Below are 16724 nucleotides of genomic sequence, written 5' to 3'. Positions count from 1 at the left end.
TGTCCCTGGGGCCGGAACGCCCCCGTGGGTCACGTTTTTCGCTCCCGTAAAACAGGATTCTCTGAGCGGCGTGGATACATCGGCGGGGGAGCAAGCAGAAGGCGCACTTGGAGGCGCGACGTCATCGCCTTGGCCCGGTACCATCGGGACGAATCGATTTGTTCCGATGAACACGGACGATCGCCAGAGGTGGAGACGCACGAGGTGGTGACGGACGAGGAGCTCAAGGAGGCACCGGCGGCGACCGCGCCGTCGGTGGATCCGCTGGTGGGGTCGAAGATTGGCGAGTTCGTCATCCGGGAGCGCGTGGGCGCGGGCGGGATGGGGGTCGTCTACCGGGCGGAGCATCCGCTGATCGGCAAGCACGCGGCCATCAAGGTGATGCGCGCGGAGCTGGTGTCCCCGGAGCAGGAGCAGCGGCTGCGGGTGGAGGCTCGGGCGGTGAACGCCATCCGGCATCCGGGCGTGCTGGACATCTTCAATTTCGGGACGCTGCCAGACGGCCGGCCGTACGTGGTGATGGAGCTGCTCCAGGGCCAGTTGCTCTCGGACTTGCTGCGCGTGCGGGAGCGGCTGGACGTGGGGACCACGGCCTGGGTGTTGGAGCAGGTCCTGGCCGCGCTGGGCGCCGCGCACCGGGCGGGAGTGGTGCACCGAGACCTGAAGCCCGCGAACGTGTTCCTGATGGAACAGCAGGACGCGGCGCCGCTGATCAAGCTGGTGGATTTCGGCATCGCCAAGTTGATGCAGGCGCACGACGCGCAGGATGGCTCCACGCTGGGGACGCCGGACTTCATGGCCCCGGAGCAGATCCGCGGCGGCGAGGTGGGCCCGGCCGCGGACCTGTACGCGCTGGGGGTGATGGCGTTCCAGATGCTCACGGGCACCCGGCCGTTCCAGGGCGACAACGTGCAGCTGATGTTCGCGCACGTGGAGCAGGTCCCGCCTCGGGTGTCCTCGCGGGTGGAGGGGATTCCGCCGGAGTTCGACGACCTGGTGCTCCAGCTGATGCACAAGGAGCCCACCCAGCGGCCTGCGTCCGCGGCGGCCGTCCGGCTGAAGCTCCGCGGATTGGCGCGACCGCCGGTGCCCTCCGTGGACCCGGAGGCGGAGACCCCGGCGGTCGTGGAGACGCAGGACGTCCCGACGCTGGCACGGAGGGAGGAGCCCACGGCCCAGGTGACGCCAGGGCCCAGGGTGGCGGGGACGGAGCGCCGGAAGGCGACGTCCTTCGTGGTGGCGGCGCTCGCCGGGCTGGCGCTGCTCGGAGTGGGTTATGGGTGGGGCGCACAGGCGGGGAAGGCGCAGCGGACGCAGGCGTTCGCGCCGCCGAGCCCTTCCGAGCCGGTGGTGGCGGAGGCGCCGCCAGCGCCGCCGGTGACTCCGCCGTCGGCCACCTCGGCGCAGGCTCCTGTCGAGGCGCCGCCCGAGGAGCCCTCCGAGGACCCTGCGCAGGAGGGGGCGAAGAGCGAGCCCGCGACCGTGGCGAAGGTCACGGGGCTACCACCGTTGCCAGCCGGGACCGAGTCCGAGAAGAAGATGGAGCAGCGGCTGGCAGGCCTGTTCAAACAACTGCTGGCGCGGGCAACGGACGTGGATGCGGACAGAGCGCTGCGCGGCAGGCTGATCCAGCAATACCGGGCCGCCGCTGAAGCGACGATGGATTCCGAGCGTGCGCGCATCCACGTCGCGCTGGATGACATCGAGAAGGAGCTGACCCAGCGCATCGCGCTGCAGGACGCGCCCCCGGCTCCCGTCGGCGTCGCCGCCGTTGTTACCCCGGCGCCGCCGCCCCGGGTCCCGGCCCTCGTGATTCCCAAACTCCCCCTCCTGCCCCAAAGCAATGCCTCCGAGCAGCGGCTGGCCCAGCGCATGGACAAGCTGGTGGCGGAGCTCCGCAAGCGCACGCAGAACCAGGACGTCGCGCCGGAGCTCACCAAGCAGCTGGTGGACCTCTACACCGAGGCCGCGAAGGCCCAGACCGCCACCGAGCGCATGGACGTTCATCAGGCGCTGGATGCATGGCAGGAGCGGTTGAAGGGACGGTTCCCGCTTTGAGCGGAGCCGGCTCCCATGACCGGGTGAAGGCCACGAGCAACCGCTGATGCGAGGCCCGCGGCGTCCCACGTGTCACCGCGGGACGCTCAGTCCCGGGTCGCCAGTCGGTGGGCGGCCCTGGCGAGCGCCACGACCTCTTCGCGTTCCAGCGTCGCCTCCTGCGCGAGCAGTGCTGGAACCAGTTCGTGGGCCCCAAGGACCGGGACGTTCCTCGGCTGCTCCTTCACCACGAGCTCCGCGTCCACGAAGACCAGCAGGCTCTGGACCCAGAGCGAACGGCGTCGCGTTGCCGCGCTCAGCTCCTCACGGATCCGCTTGGCCTCCGCTTCGCCCTTCCTCACGTAGTTCCGGTTGGCGCCGCCGACCTGGATGACGTGTCCGGCGACCCACACCCTCTGGCTGAGGAACTTGGTGTTGATGACGTAGACGCCCGGCGGGCCCACCACGAGGTGATCCACGTTCGCGCCGGTCCGGCCAATCTTGACGTCGTGCTGGATGAACCAGCCCCGCGGCCGAAGGGGTTCGAGCAGCTGACCCACGCGCTCCTCGCCTTCGGCGCCGCGCCCCCAAGCACGCTCTTCGGTGTGCATCCCGAAGAGCCGCGTGAAGAACGTCTTGATGGGCGCGGCCTTCACGAGCCTGTTCTGCCGCTCTCGTGCGCCTTGCCCAGGCCGGCGGACGGAGGACCCGTGCGATTCAATGTGTTGCTTCGGCATGGAGGGACCGAGCATATACCCCTTGGGAGGGATTCTCCGGAGAGGGAGAAGGGGCCTATTGGATGGCTCATGCGAATGAGCTCCCTCGTCCTGGTGTCCTGGTGTGTCCTCCTGTCTCTTGTCACGGCCTGTCTGGGGGATGAAGGGTCCCTGGGGCCCCAGAGGTTTCCCGAACCCCAGGGCTCACTGGTGCCGATCGAGTCTCTGGCGTCTGTCCTCGACGCGGGCTCGTTCCTCTGCAAACGCGGCGAGGCCTTCTGCGACTCCGCGAACCTCTCCTATTGCAGCCGCTCCGGCACGGATGCGGTCAGCCTCGGCGCCTGTGGTGGAGGCACCGTGAACAACCCGGTGGGTTGCTTCATGACGGATTGTCCTGGCGGTGCAAAGGCTTGCTGTCGTCCTGGGAAGGCCACCTGTAGCTGGTCCTTCACGAGCCCCGCCATCTCGGGCCAGACCTTCGGCTTCGACGAAAGCAGGGACAAGGAGAACTATTGCGTGGCGCCCTCGACCTGCGACCAGAACAGCCTCACCTTCTACATCGCCCCGCCGAAGACGACGGGAACGTGCCCCGTGATGGTCGGCCGCTCGGTTCACGTCATCATCGGACGGCCACTTCCGCCGCTCGGGCAGATCGTGACGCTGCCGGATTCGCGGGTCTTCATCTCTTCCGGAGGCACCCCGACCTCCTGCTCCGCGTGGACGGGGACGGTCATCGTCCATTCGGATGTTCCCACCTGGCGCGTCAGCCTCGACTTGACGTGCAGTGACCCGAACCTGCGAGACCTCCGCCTCGTGGGGTCCGCCAGCGGTGACGTCTGACTCATCTGGTGGAGTGGAGCCGCGTCGTCAGGCTGTAAGCGCTCACGGGAGCCGAAACTCGCATCAGTGCACCGTGCGGCGCGGCTTCGTCCTCGCGGTGCGCTTCAACTGGGCCTCCAGGTAGTCCTTCAACACCCTGGCGTTGTTGTGCTCGGTGTCGCGGGCCCCGTAGAGCAAGGTGATGCGGCCCTGGCGCGCCGCCTCGAGCAGCGGCTCCCACGCGTCGTGGTGCGCATCCAACTCGCGAATGTACCGGCGCCGGAACTCGTCCCAGCGCGCCACATCATGGGCAAACCACCGCCGCAGCTCCGTGCTGGGCCCCACCTCGCGAGGCCAGCCGTCCAGGCGGAGGTCCGCCTTCCTGCGCCCCCGGGGCCACAGCCGGTCCACCAGGAAGCGAGTCCCCGCCCGCGGGTCCGGGCCGTGCTCGTCATAGACACGCTGGAGTCGAATCATCGTCGCGAGCCCCCGAATGAATATGCTGCCCACGGGAAGTGCGCACGGGGAGCACCCGGCGGGGACGTGGCGGCCGTGCGGCGCTCTCCCCGGAGGTGTGAACCGCTCCTCCTGCGACACTTCCGTGCTCCGCTGATTCCGGCTGTGAAGGAACTGGAGGCTGCAGAAGTCGTCCTTGGGATACAGCTTGGCCGTTTCCCCGGTAAAACGAGCCTCAAGCGGGCCAGAAGCTCATCAAACCCAAGCCTCCGGGATTCGACCCTTGGTGAAACGGAAAGAAGGAGTGCGTCACCCCGAAGAGGGTTCCATTGAACCGCTCGCGATCGCGGCCATGGAACAGGCCTGGGAGCTTGAGGAAGATGCCGAAGCTTCTCGCGAAGCCCTGTTCCATGCGTATTTGATGGCGGCACGGGCAGGGAGAGTGGAGGCGATGACGAATGCCGGACTTCATCTCATGTATGGAGATGGAACCCGCAAGGATGTGAGGGAGGCGCTCGGGTGGATGAGAAAGGCCGCCCGACTGGGTGATGATGTTGCTGCCTTCAATCTCGGGTTGTTCTACGGCAAGGGGCAGGACGTCCGCCAGGACAGGCGGCTCGCCGAGCGCTGGTACCGGCGAGCCATGGACCTTGGATTTCCACCGGCCAAGGGGAATCTGGCCACGCTGCTCTACTTCGGCCGGAACAAGGAGAAATGGAAGGAGGCAGTGGTGCTCTGTCGAGCGCTTGCTCGGAACGGCGACATGGCCGCGCTCTGCACCGTGGCTGATGCCTACGAGCGGGGGCGCGGCGTCAGGAAGAATCTGGGGAAGGCGATCCAGTTGTACAAGAAGGCCGCTGCTGGGGGAGATGCCGAGGCGCAATCCATCCTGGGTTGGATGTGCATCAATGGCGTCGGGGGGGCTCGGGACGTCCTGGGTGCGATCCGCTGGTACCAGGAAGCCGCGAAACAAGGCCACGTCAGCGGCTTTTTCAGCCTGGGGCACATCTATGCGGAGGGCGATGGCGTGCCGAAGTCCAAAGCCCGAGCGGTCCGGTATTACAGGATGGCCGCGGCCGCGGGGCACCCACGGGCAGCAAACTGTCTGAAGGCACTTGGCGTCGAGATGTAAGGTCTGGACACAGAGCAAGGCACGCTGGGAGCTGAAGGCGCTCCCAGGGCGGACCGCTGGACCGAGCGCGGCCTACGGCAGCACGGCCCGCAGACCCTGACCCTGTGGCCCGGGTGTCTCCAGCGCGCGCGTGGGCGCCGTGTTCCCCTGGGCGTCGCGGGGGTACACGGTGACGGTTCCGGACTTCGCGTTCGCCACCCACAGCTGCTGTCCCGATGCATCCAGCGAGACGTCGATGGGCTGTGCGAGTCCGGTGGCGCGGCCCTGGAGGACTCGGACCGGCGTCACCTCCTCCTTGCCCGCGAGGAGCGCTTCCACGGAGTACACCGCCACCGTGTCGGAGCCGTGGTCCGCGACGAAGAGCTCCTGCCGGGACACATCCAGGGCCAGCCCCGCGGCCCGGTTGAGCCCGAGCTGGTCTCCTGTCCACTTCACGCGCGGTGCCACGTCCCCCTTCGCGTTGGCGTCGAACACCGTGAGGAAGGTGGTCCGGCTGCCCGCCCTGGTGGCCACCGTCAGTCCCGTCACCTGCGCCTTTCCGGAGCCCGCCACGAAGAGCAGCTTGCGCTCCGGATCCAGCGCCAATCCCAGCGGGCCGGACAGCCCTGTCTTCTTGCCGGAGATCACTCGCTCCTGCTCGAAGCCTCCCAGCTTGTCGCGACGGAAGACCGCCACGGAGTCCTCGCCGCCATTGGCGACGTAGAGCGTGTCCTGCGCCGCGTCCAGCACCAGCGCCGTGGGCTGTACGACGCCCGCGCCGTGGCTCCCCAGCGGGGTCAACGCATCCTTCTCCTTCAAGCTGAAGCGCAGCACGGAGCTTGTCCCCGTGTCCGCGACCAGCAGCTCCTGACGCTTCAGGTCTCGCGCCAATCCCCAGGGCTGCCCCAACCCCGACGTGAAGTCGCGCCGCGCGGTCTCCGTGAGCACGGCGGGGCCCTCCGCCCGCGCCACCTCCACCACGCCCCCCGGCCCGCTCACCCGCGGCGCGAGCCCGATGACGAAGCACTGAATCCAGAACCACAGCTCGAAGTCGCCGCCCTGCCTGCCATCACCCCGGTTGGGATAGCCGATGGCGAAACGCTCGGCGAGCGAACGGGACGTGGCCTCGCCATCCAGGAGTCGGGTTCCATCCAGCGAGTGGATGAACCCGCCCTGGATGCGCAGCTTCGCGAGCATCCGAGGGTTCGACATGTTGTCGACGTTCATCCATCGCAACCGGTCCATCCATTCGAAGGCGGACGCGCTGGGGACCCACTGGATGTTCTTCCCGGAGATGCGCGCCTCCCCCGCCACCGAGAGCGTCTGGTGGCCCAGGATGCCCGGTGCCTTGCCCATGATCTGTTGCCAGTAGGAGTAGTCCGACGTCGTCATCGGATAGAGGAGCTCCAGCGACAGCGTCACGACAGGGCGCGGGAGAGGCAGGGGCGCGCCGGTGGGGCTCCGGTAGGGCGCCAGCTCCTCGCTGCACGTGATGCGAACCCCCTGCTTCAGCAGTTGGAAGAGGTCGGCGTTCACCAGCCCGTCGTTCTCGAGGAGGTACTGGGATTCGCTGGGCAGCGTCACCTGGACGACGTGGACCGCGGGTTCCGCCGCCCCCGACGCTCCGGGCCGGGCATTGAACTGGATGGGGGGCAGCCGCGTCGGCTGCTGCGAATCATCCACCAGCGTGACGAGCACCTTCTGCGCGGTCTGGGCCGACAGTCGCCAGATGACGGAGGCCGTGCCCTGCTCATCGGTGCGCACGAGCAGCGACGTGTCGCCTGGACTGGTGTCCTTGAGCGGCCGGAGCCGGGCGCCCTCCGCCGGCTTCACGATCTGGAAGTGGACCAGCGCGTTGACGACGGGGTTCTCCCCCGTCATCACCCCCACCACCAACGGCGACTCCAGCTCCTCCCCCGGAGTGCCCTCCTGTCCATCTCCGCCCAGGTACAGGAACGTGCGCTGGCGGCACAGCGTGTCCAACGCCTGCTGGACCGTCGTCGCTTGGGAGAGCGTCTGGCATCCACCCGCCTGATAGGCCACCCGGTCCGCCCGGCTCAGGCTCGCGGTGAAGACCAAGGGGAGATGGACCGGCGTGGGGTTGGCTCCGCCTCCTACCATCAGTCGCGCTTCCACCTGCTGGGTGGCGTCGTTGGCGTTCGGCAGCCAGTCCACCTCCGCGATGCCCTCGTCATTGGTCGTCGCGGTGATGCTCTGCGCCCAGGGCTGGGCCGAGCCCGTGACGCGCACCCCGCTGGAGGCCCCGTTGGACGTCCCCCGCACCTGGAAGCGGACGACCTGATTCGCCGCGCGCCGCTGATGCCGCGCCACGCCCACCCGCAGCGGACGCGGAAGGGCCTCGCCCGGCATCGCCTCCTGGCCGTCTCCGCCCTCGTACGTGAGCACGAGCTGTCGGCTCAGCGTATCCAGCGCCTCCTGGACGGTGTGCGTCCCGTTGAGGATCTCCTGCGCCGTGTCCGGCGCGTACGCCACCTTCGAGGCCACGCTGAGACTGGCGAAGTAGCGCAGCGGCGCGTGGACCACCTCGTTCCCGGAGTCCAGCAGCCGCGCCTCCACCGTCTGGCTGTGCAGGGGATGGTCCACCGTCTGCCAGCCGTCGATCTGCGGCGCCCAGTACACCTGCGCCACGCCATCCGCCCCGGTCAGGACGACGATGGAGGCGCCCGTGTTGGCCGGCGTGCTCACATCCGTCAGCGTTCCGCTGCCTTCGGGGACCACCACGTTGAACCGGACGCGCGCGCCCACCACGGGCGTGCGCCCGTTGAACACGCCCGCGCGCAGGGGCCGGGCGAGCCTCGCGGGAGCGATGGGGGGCTGGGTGGGCATCACCTCCTGGCCGTCGCCCCCCAGGTACACCAGCGTCTTGTGCTCGGTGAGCGGCGGGAACAGCTTGCGGCAGTCGTGCACCGTCCAACCGCTGCCGCCGCGCTCCAGCACCCCCAGCGCGCAGTAGTGATGGCGGATGCCCTGCGGAGGCTCGGCCACCGGCAGCCCCCCGCTCTTGGGCCAGAGCACCCCTCGCGTCACCGTGCGCGCTGGGATGAGCCAGTAATCTCCCGTGCGGTAGCGGCCCGCCGTGAAGCGCACCTGCACGCCGCTCTCCAGGGGAGTCCAGCCGCTCTCCGGCTGCGAGGGATCCGGCGCGGGGCTGACCTCCAGCGCGCCCGCGCCTCCCACCATGTCCCAGGCTCGCACGGTGAGCGCGCCCGCGGGCAGCGCGGCTGGCCACGTGGTCGCGTCCACGGTGATGCGATTGCCCGTGACGGCCTCCACGCGGACCAGCTCCCCGGGCTCGCCGCGCAGCACGCGCTCTTCGTTCGTCAGCTCCAGCCACTGGTTCGGTTGGAACCTCCGGTAGCCATCCTTGCCCGGCTCGGCCACCACGAGCAGCCGGTCCGCGGCGTCCACCGACTTCACCTGCGTGACGAGGATGCCGTTGTCGCGGGACCACTTGAAGGTGGCCTTTCCGCCGCTCGGGTTTCCGCGGTGGATCTCCACCCGGTAGAGCTGGTTCTCCAGCCGGCGGTAGCCCGCCTCCGCACCGATGATGCAGGGGTTGTCACTGGCCTGCTCGGGTTCGCCCCGCGCGGCCAGGGTGCCGGTGCTCTTCAGCTCCTCCGGCGTCCACTGGGGCGTGCCGAACGTCTGACACGGCACCGCCTCCACGGGCCCGGAGGCATTCGCGCCCGTCAGCGGATACAGCCGCACCTGCCACACCGTGCGCGTGCGGGTCGCGGTGTCCGGGCCGCCGAGCGCCACCTCGCGAAGCTCCGCGTCCTCCAGCGCGGTGACATGGCGCTGCCACACGTCCAGGAAGGCCAGGTAGCGCCCGTTCGCCGTGGGCAGCGGCACGCCGGGCAGGTCCGGCTGGGCGCCCAGCGACGGCTCCTGGTCGTTCTCGCAGAGCACGCCGTCCACGTAGTAGCGGCCCTTGCGCAGCGCCGGCTGCCCTGCGGACAGGAAGAGGGCGAAGCCCGTCTGGTCCGCGGGGGTGCCCGGCTCCTGGGGCGTGCCGCTGACGCCGATGACGTCCCGGCGGGTGGTCTGGTCCAGGTACCGCTGGATGTCGACGTGCTCGTTCCAGTCCGCGTCGAGCTGCACGCGCCCCTGTTGCATCCGCACGCCGGAGTAGTGCTTCGCGGGCCGGAACGTGTTCCGGCTGAAATCGCCCTTCATGGCGTCTCCTCAGGTCACGAAGAAGAACCCGGCTTCGAGTCCGAAGCGCAGGTAGTCAGTCAAGCTGGCGCGCAGGTTGGCCTCGCGCTGCGGTTGTTGGAGGTGGTGGAACACGCCCATCTCCCCCTCGTCACTGGCACCCCGGCGGATGCCGGAGTCGGTGTCGTCCCGGAGCTGGCAATAGCCAGGGTCCCCATACCGGTCCGACGTGAAGACGGGCTTCACCCGCCGCTCCACCTCCAGGCGCACGTCCACGGGCGCGTCCTCGGCGTAGGCGGGCTGGCAGCGGAAGCGCTGGGGCACGCGCGAGCCCGGCGGCACGTAGCAGAAGCGCACGCAGCCCTCCTGCCGCTGGAGCACCTCCACGGTGCCCGTGAAGAGCGAATCGCTGGCCAGCTCCAGCACCGTGGCCTTCACACCCCCCAGCACCGTGCTGGACAGGACGTGCAGCACGCCGGTGGCGCCTGGGCCCTCGAAGGACTCGGGGGGCGGTGGCGGGTTGTTGAACGGCGCCTCGGACGGCGGGAGCGGCTGGAGGGCCTGCTCCCCGAGCCCATCCACGATGCAGTCCTCCACGCGCAGGGTGGTGGCCCGGCCCGCCTGGAGGGGGCCGGTGATGCAGCGGTTCAGCAGCACGGTGCAGTCGCCGTCCTTCGCGCCCCGCACGACGAGGCTCGGCGCGGTGCCGCGAGGCTGACCGGCTGGAGTCAGGTCCTGTCCCGGGACGAGGGTGCAGTGCCGCAGGTCCAGCGTCGCGTTGTCCGCGGCTTGGACCTCCAGCACGCCTCCGCGCACCAGCAGTCCGCTGAGCACCAGCGTGGCGCCCTGGCCCAGCCGCACCACGCACCGCCCACCGCACACGTCGATGACCGGCCGCTGGAGGTTGGCCGCCCGCAGCTCCAGCCGCGCGCCCGCCGCGACGTCCAGGGACTCCAGGGGATGGCGCTCGCTGTCGACCACCTCCACCAGCGCGTCCGCGCTGGCGTGGCTCGCGGCCACGGCCACGGCCACGGACGTGAAGGGCCCCTTGCGCGCGTCCACCTGGAACACGTCTCGCTGTCCCAGCGGGAGCAGGGTCTCCTGCCGGTCATGGAAGCCGCCGCCCACCTCGCTGCTGAAGCCGTAGGCGTAGCTCACGGACAGCGCGCCCGGCACCGGCCGCCCCTGCGCGAAGGCGATGCGCCCGTTGACCGGATCCACCGCCGCGAGGATGTCGCGGTCCACCGGGGGCGCGTCCGGATCCGCGGCGGGATAGGGGAGGGTGGCCGCCGGGCGGTGCCAGGTGGACAGGTCGCAGATGACGATGCCGTCCGGAGAGAGCTCCGAGTGGACCTCCGGATCCTCCGCGAGGTGCAGCGCGAAGGGCGGCGCGGCGCCAAAGGCCCTGGGCTCGGGCGTCTCCCCGCGGGCGAGCGCGGCGCGGCGTGCCTCCAGCTCGTCGTACAGCGGCCGGCGGCGCAGCGCCCCGGGGACGTGGGCCTCGTCGGCCAGCGTGCCGAGCGTCGTCTCCGACTGGGGCAGGTTGAACAGGTGCGTGTCACAGCCCAGCACGTTGAAGCGGAAGAAGCCCTCCTCCGTGGCGCCGGGCTCGGAGCCGGGCTCCACGCGGAACGCGGGCGCGAGGACCACCGGATAGGCCTCGAGCCGCCACAGGAAGAGGCCGACGTTGGGCAGGTTGTGCATCCCCCGCCGGTTGTCGATGTGGCGCACGTCCACGGTGCGCGTGGCGCCCTCGAAGGGGGTGCCCACCTGCTCCAGCGCGTTCGTGTCGCGCAGGTCCGGGGTGCGCAGGTTCGCAGGGCGCGGGTGGTTGAGGTGCTGCGTGGTGCCCACCCGCTGGAAGAGCTCCACCGCCCGCGCCGGCCAGCCCGTGACGTCACGGGCCAACTGCTCCAGCATGGCCGCGGTGCCCTTGCGGCGCCGGTAGGCCAGGGAGTTGGCCACGTAGGCGCGCTGGCTGAAGAGCCCGGGGTCCACCGGGACCAGATCCCGCACCTTGAGCAGGTCGCCGATGTACGGCACCACCCACTCCTGGCAGGTCTCGATGAACCAGTTGTCGTGGAGCTGGCCGATGTCCTCCTCGATGGCCAGCAGCTCGCGCTCCATGATGGCCAGCAGCGCGCGCAGCGGCTCGCCCTGGATGGCGTCCCGGGCGCGGTGGATGGACGGCAGCAGCTTGTAGAGCCGGTCCTGCGGCGTGGGGCTCACGGGCTCACCTCCGTGTCGAGCACCAGCGTCACGCCCTTGCGCTCACCCTGGAGCGCCGGGTCGAGCAGCAGCAGCTGGGCGGGCCTGAGCACGTCGCCTTCCCATCGCGCCCCGCGCGCGCGCAGCACCGGCATCAGCTTCTGCGCCGGGATGGCGGGCGTCGTCGGGTGCAGCCGCTCCAGGTCCACCATCACCACGCCCTCCACGTCCTGGAGCACGCGAATGACCTCCGCGCCGCTCACCGCCTGGGCGAACTGGCGCCGCTGAAGGGAGAAGGCGTCTCGGAGCGCGGCCTCCGCGCGGCCCAGCACCTCCTCCGGCAGGTAGCGCGCGTCCAGGCGCAGCCGCGCCTCCATCGCGAAGAAGAGCCGCTCGTATGAGGAGACCTCGAACTGGCGCACCGGATCGTGGTGCTCCCGCAGCGCCTCCACCAGGCTCAGGAAGAGCTGGGAGTCCGCGGCCACCGGCTCCCCGTCCATCCCCGCCACGGTGACGTGGACGAGGATGCGCTCGCCGTTGGTCAGGTCCGCCGCCTGGGCCTTGCCGATGCCGGCGAACGTGGAGGCGAAGTCCTCGTAGTCCTGCAACGACACCACCCGGCGCAGCGTCAGCACGGACGCGGGGGCGTTGTCGCGCGCCTCGTCCCGGGACTCGGGCGCCGCCGCGCCGGTGGCCGCGACGGGATTGGTGACCTCCCGGATGCCCAGGGGCCGCACCTTCAGCAGCGCGAGCTGTCCCCGGTCCACCTCGCCCTCGGGCCCGATGCCGGAGCGGTACACCGCCGTCACGTTCTCCTGCCCCGTGGGCAGTCGCGCGCCGGACACCCCGTCGCCGAACGTCACCACCACGGAGCCGTCGTCCTGGATGCGCACCATGAACACCTCGGCGCGCGGGTCCTGTCCGAACAGCGTGGGCACCTGCTCCCAGCGCACGCCATTCACCCGGACCTCCAGCGTGCTCTCCCCGCCCGTGTCCGTGGGGGCCGGCACGTGGGTGAGCGGCGGCTTGCGCAGCACGAAGCGCTGGTTCACGCGCGAGCCGTCACCGCCGCCCAGCACCTCCCGCACCGTCTCTCCATGCGTGGAGGGGACCACGTTGGCGTAGATGCTGACGGTGGCGCGCTCCAGCGGCGTGGTCAGGGCCTTCTTCAGCACCAGCCGCGTGTGTCCACCGACCAGCGTCTCGGCCCGGTCCAGCTCCACCACCTCGCGGATCCACGCCCCTGGCCCCGACGCTTGCTCCAGCGCCGCGCGCCCTTCGACGATGAGCACGCGCCCGCGCTCGAGCCCCTCCACCGCGCGGTCCAGCTCGATGTCGTCGCCCTCCACGGGGTCGGTCCGGGGCATCTCCCCCACGGGCAGCTCCTCGCTCTGGGCCAGGACCACCGTGCTGCGCAGCGGGAAGTAGGACAGGTGCTCGTTCGTGTCGAAGGTGAGGCGCGTCACCTTGGCGTTGAGCGTGAAGTCCTCGCGCGCCCAGGGCTGGATGTCGGTGACGCGATACAGCTCCACGTACTTGGACTTCCAGAGCGCCACCCAGCTGCCCTTCAGGATGCTGGGGTACTCGCGGTCCAGATCGATGATGCCCTGGACCGCCGTTTGAATCTCGAAGTCGGGCCACTGCGTGAAGCGCGCGTCGTGGGGCCGGTAGTTCGGGTTGTAGAGGGCCTTGGTGGCGTCCGGCATCGCCTTGAAGGAGGGCGCGTTGTAGCCGAAGAGGTTGCCGCGCAGCCGCAGCACGAAGGCGCGGGGGTGGTCCGCGGGATCCACGCGGGGCGTCTCGCTGCCGAGCCCGGCGTCCCACGTCACCCGGGTGTGGCTCAGCGCGGGCTCCGCCGGATCCGTCACGCGGGTGACGGTCTTCACCCAGCGCAAGTCCCACTGCTCGCTGCCGGGCGCGTTCTCCCGCTCCTCGCCCACCAGCAAGAGCGCGTCTCCAGGCTGGATGCCCATCTGGAGGCCCTGGAGGTAGAGCGTGTGCTCACCCCGCATGAGCGGCTGGGGCATCGTCCGGGGCACCTTGAGGACGTTCCACGCGGCCCGGGCCTCCAGCGGCTGCGTCGTCTCGAAGGTCTGGGGCCGCGCGTCCTGGCCGGGGATGCTGAGCACCTGCACGCCTTCGGGCACGTGCACCTGGGTGGGGGCGCCGGGCGCCGTCTCCACGGTGAAGACCAGATACGTGCTGGCGGCGACGCCGGGCTTCAGCTCGTAGCCAATCTGCCGCGCCAGCTCCAGCACCGAGCGCCGCTCCGTGGCGGTGCGCAGGAAGCCCTCGTTGGCGATGCGCTCCTGGTAGAAGGTCAGCACGTCGGAGGCCGTCGCCCACGCGTCCAGCAGCGCGATGGACAGGTCCTCCGTGCCGCGCGTGGACAGCTCCGCCAGGGGCCGGGTGCCCGCGAAGTCCCCATCCGGCAGGAACTCCCCGGGCAGCCGCGCCAGCATGCGCTGGAAGAAGCCGCTGTGCGTGCCAATGCGATACGCGAGCGCGGGTTGCCCCGGCCGGTTGTAGAGCGGCGTCGGCTCCGCGGCGCCGCGGTCCTCGCAGGCCTCGCAATCCCCCGAGCCGTTTGCTGGCGTGCTCACAGGCCCCCCTGCATGAAGAAGTCGAGCTTCCCGTTCTCGGGCTGGCTCGGGTCGTTGTCGAGCCGGGCGATCTCCAGCCGCTCCATCTCGATGAGGCCGTTCTTCCACTCGTCGCGCGGCACCTGCCCCCAGCGCCGGAAGCGCTGCGGCTTGCCGGGCGCGTCCTCCGTCTCCACCCACGCCACCCCCGGCACCTTCATGGCCGTGGCCACCAGCTGGCTCAGGTACACCGGCTGGCCGAAGGTGAAGTTGTCCGGGTGGAAGAAGCCGCGCAGCCCGCCGGGTTGCTCGCGCGTGCTGAACACCTCCAGCAGCGCGGCCTTCACGTTGGCGGCCAGGTAGCCCGGTGACACGCAGACCGTCATGGCGATGTCCAGCGGGACGAAGAGGGGCGCGTCGACGCGCAGGTCGTAGCCCGCGAGCCGGAAGCGCTCCAGGAACGCGGTCAGCCGCTCGGCGAAGTCCGCGTCCACCGGGAAGCCGCCGCGCCGGTCCACGGTGACGAACATGGTGTGCCAGCTGCCCGTCCACCGCAGGCTGCCCACCGCGCGCTGCACTTCAGGGTGGCGCTGGGCGACCTCGGCGTAGTCCGCCTCCGTCACCGCGCGCTGCTGGACGCGGAAGGACTCCGGCGCGTCGATGCGAACGCGCTCCACGGACTCGGGATCCACTCCTCCCCGGGCCGGCAGGGGGTTGCGGATGCTCAGGATGGCGTCGCGCCAGTCTCCCCCCAAGGTGGAGTGCAGGTGGGAGATGGCCTCCGCGCCCACGTTGCCCGCGCTGCCATTGCCAATGCGATAGGTGGCCGTGAGCGGAACGCCCGCGCCGGGGCGCTCTCCCAGCACGTTGTCGCCGAAGCGCAGGCGGGCCCGGCCGTCGTCCTCCACCTCCGCCACGAACTCGCGGCTGAAGCGGCCGCTGTTGAGCAGCGTGCGGCGGGGGATCCACGCCCGCCCGCTCTCCGTCTCTCGCAGCCAGAGCGCGGGCAGCGTCTCCTCCGGGGGCGTCCGCAGCGCGGCGGCCGCCGACGCCGTGGGGTCCAGCGCGCGGCCTCCCTCTCCCCTCGACACCTGGGTGAGCGGACCGCGCGAGAGCCTGGGGCGGTAGCGGCCCTCGGAGGGCACGACGGGCAACGGCTCGGTCAGGGTCCGCCCATGGTCCACCAGCACCACGTTGCCGCGCGCCACGCTCACCGGCGCGAGCTTGCCGACGGGATCCTCCGGCTCATCGGCGGAGTCCGGCGGCACCATCACGTCCCACAGGCACAGCTCGAAGGGGAGCGCGTCGTCCGTGCCCCACGCGACCTCCACCACGGCCACGTCCAGCAGCGGATCCCGGGTGAACTCCACCTGCGTCAGCCGCACGGCATGGCGGCGCGACGGATCCGCGTCCACCCTCCGTCCCGTCTGGGGACTGCGCCCCTCCTCCAGGAGGAGGACCCGCCCTGGCGCGAAGTTCTCCGGTGTCAGCACCCGCTTCGCCGGGTCGAATTCGGAGGGGACGTTGAGCAGCGTGGCGGCGGTGGCGCCCTGGGGGAGGCAGCAGCGGTCCTCTCCCCAGGTATGGAAGAGGATGCGGCCGTGCCCGGAGTGCAGGGTGAGGGGGTGGAGGGACTCGAAGACCTCGGCGCCCGCGTTCACCGCTTCCTGGAGGTGCTGCGCGTCCAGCACCCGGGGGCCCTCCACGGTGGTGACGAACACCGCCCCCGGAGACACGTCCGTGGGGCCGGGGAGCGACCAGCCCTCGGCGCCGGGGGACACCTGCAACGTCACCCAGGCCCGGGCGTTGCCGCCGTCGTGCATGGGGTAGTCCAGCAGTCGCGCGTGGCGGCGCACGGAGGTGCGCTTGCGAGCGGTGCCGAGGTACGCCTCGGTGGCCACCGCGTCCTGGTAGTAGCTGAGGTAGTCGGCCGAATAGGCCATCAACTCCACCAGCGTCACGCCCAGGTCCGCGGGGTTGCGCTCCTTCCACTGGGGCGCCACCTCCGACAGCCGGTCCAGCAGCAGCCGCCGGAAGCTGGCGTAGTCCCGGGTGAGGTAGTCGATGGGCGGGTCCACGCGCCCGGGCGTCGCGCTGCCCTTCGGCGGCGCGCAGTCGAACTCGCTGGGACACTCCACCTTGAAGGTGAAGTCCACGCGGGACAGGGGCCCGTCGAAGTCGTCCGGAGGCACCGTGTCCAGGAAGCCCCGCAGCAGGGCCAGCGTGTACGTGGAGAAGTCGCCGGACGAGGTGGTGCGCACCACCAGCGTCTGCTCCGTCTCATGGGTGCCCAGCAGCTCATCGAGCACCTGGCGCTTGGCGTACTCGGCCCGCTCGGCCGCGGTGGTGCGAGGGTCGCCGGGCGCCTGGTCCATGCGGAAGGCCAGGGACACGCCGACGTCCTTCAGCCGCACGCCTCCGGAGATGGAGACGTGGTCCGCGTCGATGTCCTGGGGCAGGGGCTTGTAGCAGCGCACCCACAGCGTCCGCTGACGCTCCAGGCCGAGCGCCGACGCGTCCTCGTCCAGCACCTCCAGGAAGTCGATGCCGTTGAAGGTGGCGTGGGCCTCCACCAACCGGCGCCGCTGCTCGCTCTTGCAGACATAGCGCGCGCCCATG

9 protein-coding genes are annotated in these 16724 nt (G+C 70.5%); 3 read left to right on the top strand and 6 right to left on the bottom strand.

Annotated elements, in window-relative coordinates; translation table 11 throughout:
* Positions 1 to 189 precede the first annotated feature (189 nt).
* Entirely contained in the window at positions 190 to 2058 is a 1869-nt protein-coding gene (locus tag GTY96_RS08490; protein WP_328700807.1) for a serine/threonine-protein kinase, read from the top strand.
* An 86-nt stretch (positions 2059 to 2144) separates the two neighbouring features.
* On the opposite strand, the gene GTY96_RS08485 is transcribed toward GTY96_RS08490, so the two are convergent.
* Positions 2145 to 2693 (bottom strand): nuclease-related domain-containing protein, encoded by a 549-nt coding sequence (locus GTY96_RS08485; protein ID WP_161664429.1) that lies wholly within the window; start codon positions 2691 to 2693, stop codon positions 2145 to 2147.
* Between the two features lie 156 nt (positions 2694 to 2849).
* On the opposite strand from GTY96_RS08485, the gene GTY96_RS08480 reads away from it, so the two are divergent.
* Complete coding sequence (locus tag GTY96_RS08480; RefSeq protein ID WP_161664428.1) at positions 2850 to 3593, top strand: hypothetical protein; 744 nt, start codon at positions 2850 to 2852, stop codon at positions 3591 to 3593.
* 63 nt (positions 3594 to 3656) lie between these two features.
* On the opposite strand, the gene GTY96_RS08475 is transcribed toward GTY96_RS08480, so the two are convergent.
* Positions 3657 to 4049, bottom strand: a complete 393-nt coding sequence (locus tag GTY96_RS08475) for a DUF488 domain-containing protein (protein ID WP_161664427.1) — start codon at positions 4047 to 4049, stop codon at positions 3657 to 3659.
* 265 nt (positions 4050 to 4314) lie between these two features.
* On the opposite strand from GTY96_RS08475, the gene GTY96_RS08470 reads away from it, so the two are divergent.
* Positions 4315 to 5160 carry a tetratricopeptide repeat protein gene (locus tag GTY96_RS08470; RefSeq protein WP_255442013.1) on the top strand — a complete coding sequence of 282 codons (846 nt, stop codon included), beginning with the start codon at positions 4315 to 4317 and terminating at the stop codon, positions 5158 to 5160.
* A 72-nt stretch (positions 5161 to 5232) separates the two neighbouring features.
* Here the strand turns inward: GTY96_RS08470 and GTY96_RS08465 are convergent, their stop codons facing one another.
* Genes GTY96_RS08465 through GTY96_RS08450 form a run of 4 tightly spaced genes read right to left on the bottom strand, consistent with a single transcriptional unit; the run spans position 5233 to position 16723 of the window.
* A complete protein-coding gene (locus tag GTY96_RS08465; RefSeq protein WP_161664426.1) occupies positions 5233 to 9336 on the bottom strand; it encodes a DUF6519 domain-containing protein in 4104 nt (1367 codons plus the stop codon).
* A 9-nt stretch (positions 9337 to 9345) separates the two neighbouring features.
* Positions 9346 to 11544 carry a hypothetical protein gene (locus tag GTY96_RS08460; RefSeq protein WP_161664425.1) on the bottom strand — a complete coding sequence of 733 codons (2199 nt, stop codon included), beginning with the start codon at positions 11542 to 11544 and terminating at the stop codon, positions 9346 to 9348.
* The gene (locus GTY96_RS38540) at positions 11541 to 14126 is read right to left on the bottom strand and encodes a putative baseplate assembly protein (protein WP_161664424.1); all 2586 of its coding nucleotides are present in this window, start codon (positions 14124 to 14126) and stop codon (positions 11541 to 11543) included. Before GTY96_RS38540 ends, GTY96_RS08460 begins: the two co-directional genes overlap by 4 nt.
* Positions 14123 to 16723 carry a putative baseplate assembly protein gene (locus GTY96_RS08450; RefSeq protein ID WP_143899587.1) on the bottom strand — a complete coding sequence of 867 codons (2601 nt, stop codon included), beginning with the start codon at positions 16721 to 16723 and terminating at the stop codon, positions 14123 to 14125. The genes GTY96_RS38540 and GTY96_RS08450 overlap by 4 nt, the downstream gene beginning before the upstream one ends.
* Position 16724: the final 1 nt, after the last annotated feature.

Source organism: Corallococcus silvisoli, assembly GCF_009909145.1.
GTDB classification, from domain to species: Bacteria; Myxococcota; Myxococcia; order Myxococcales; family Myxococcaceae; genus Corallococcus; species Corallococcus silvisoli.
This window is presented reverse-complemented; position numbering and strand designations above follow the sequence as displayed.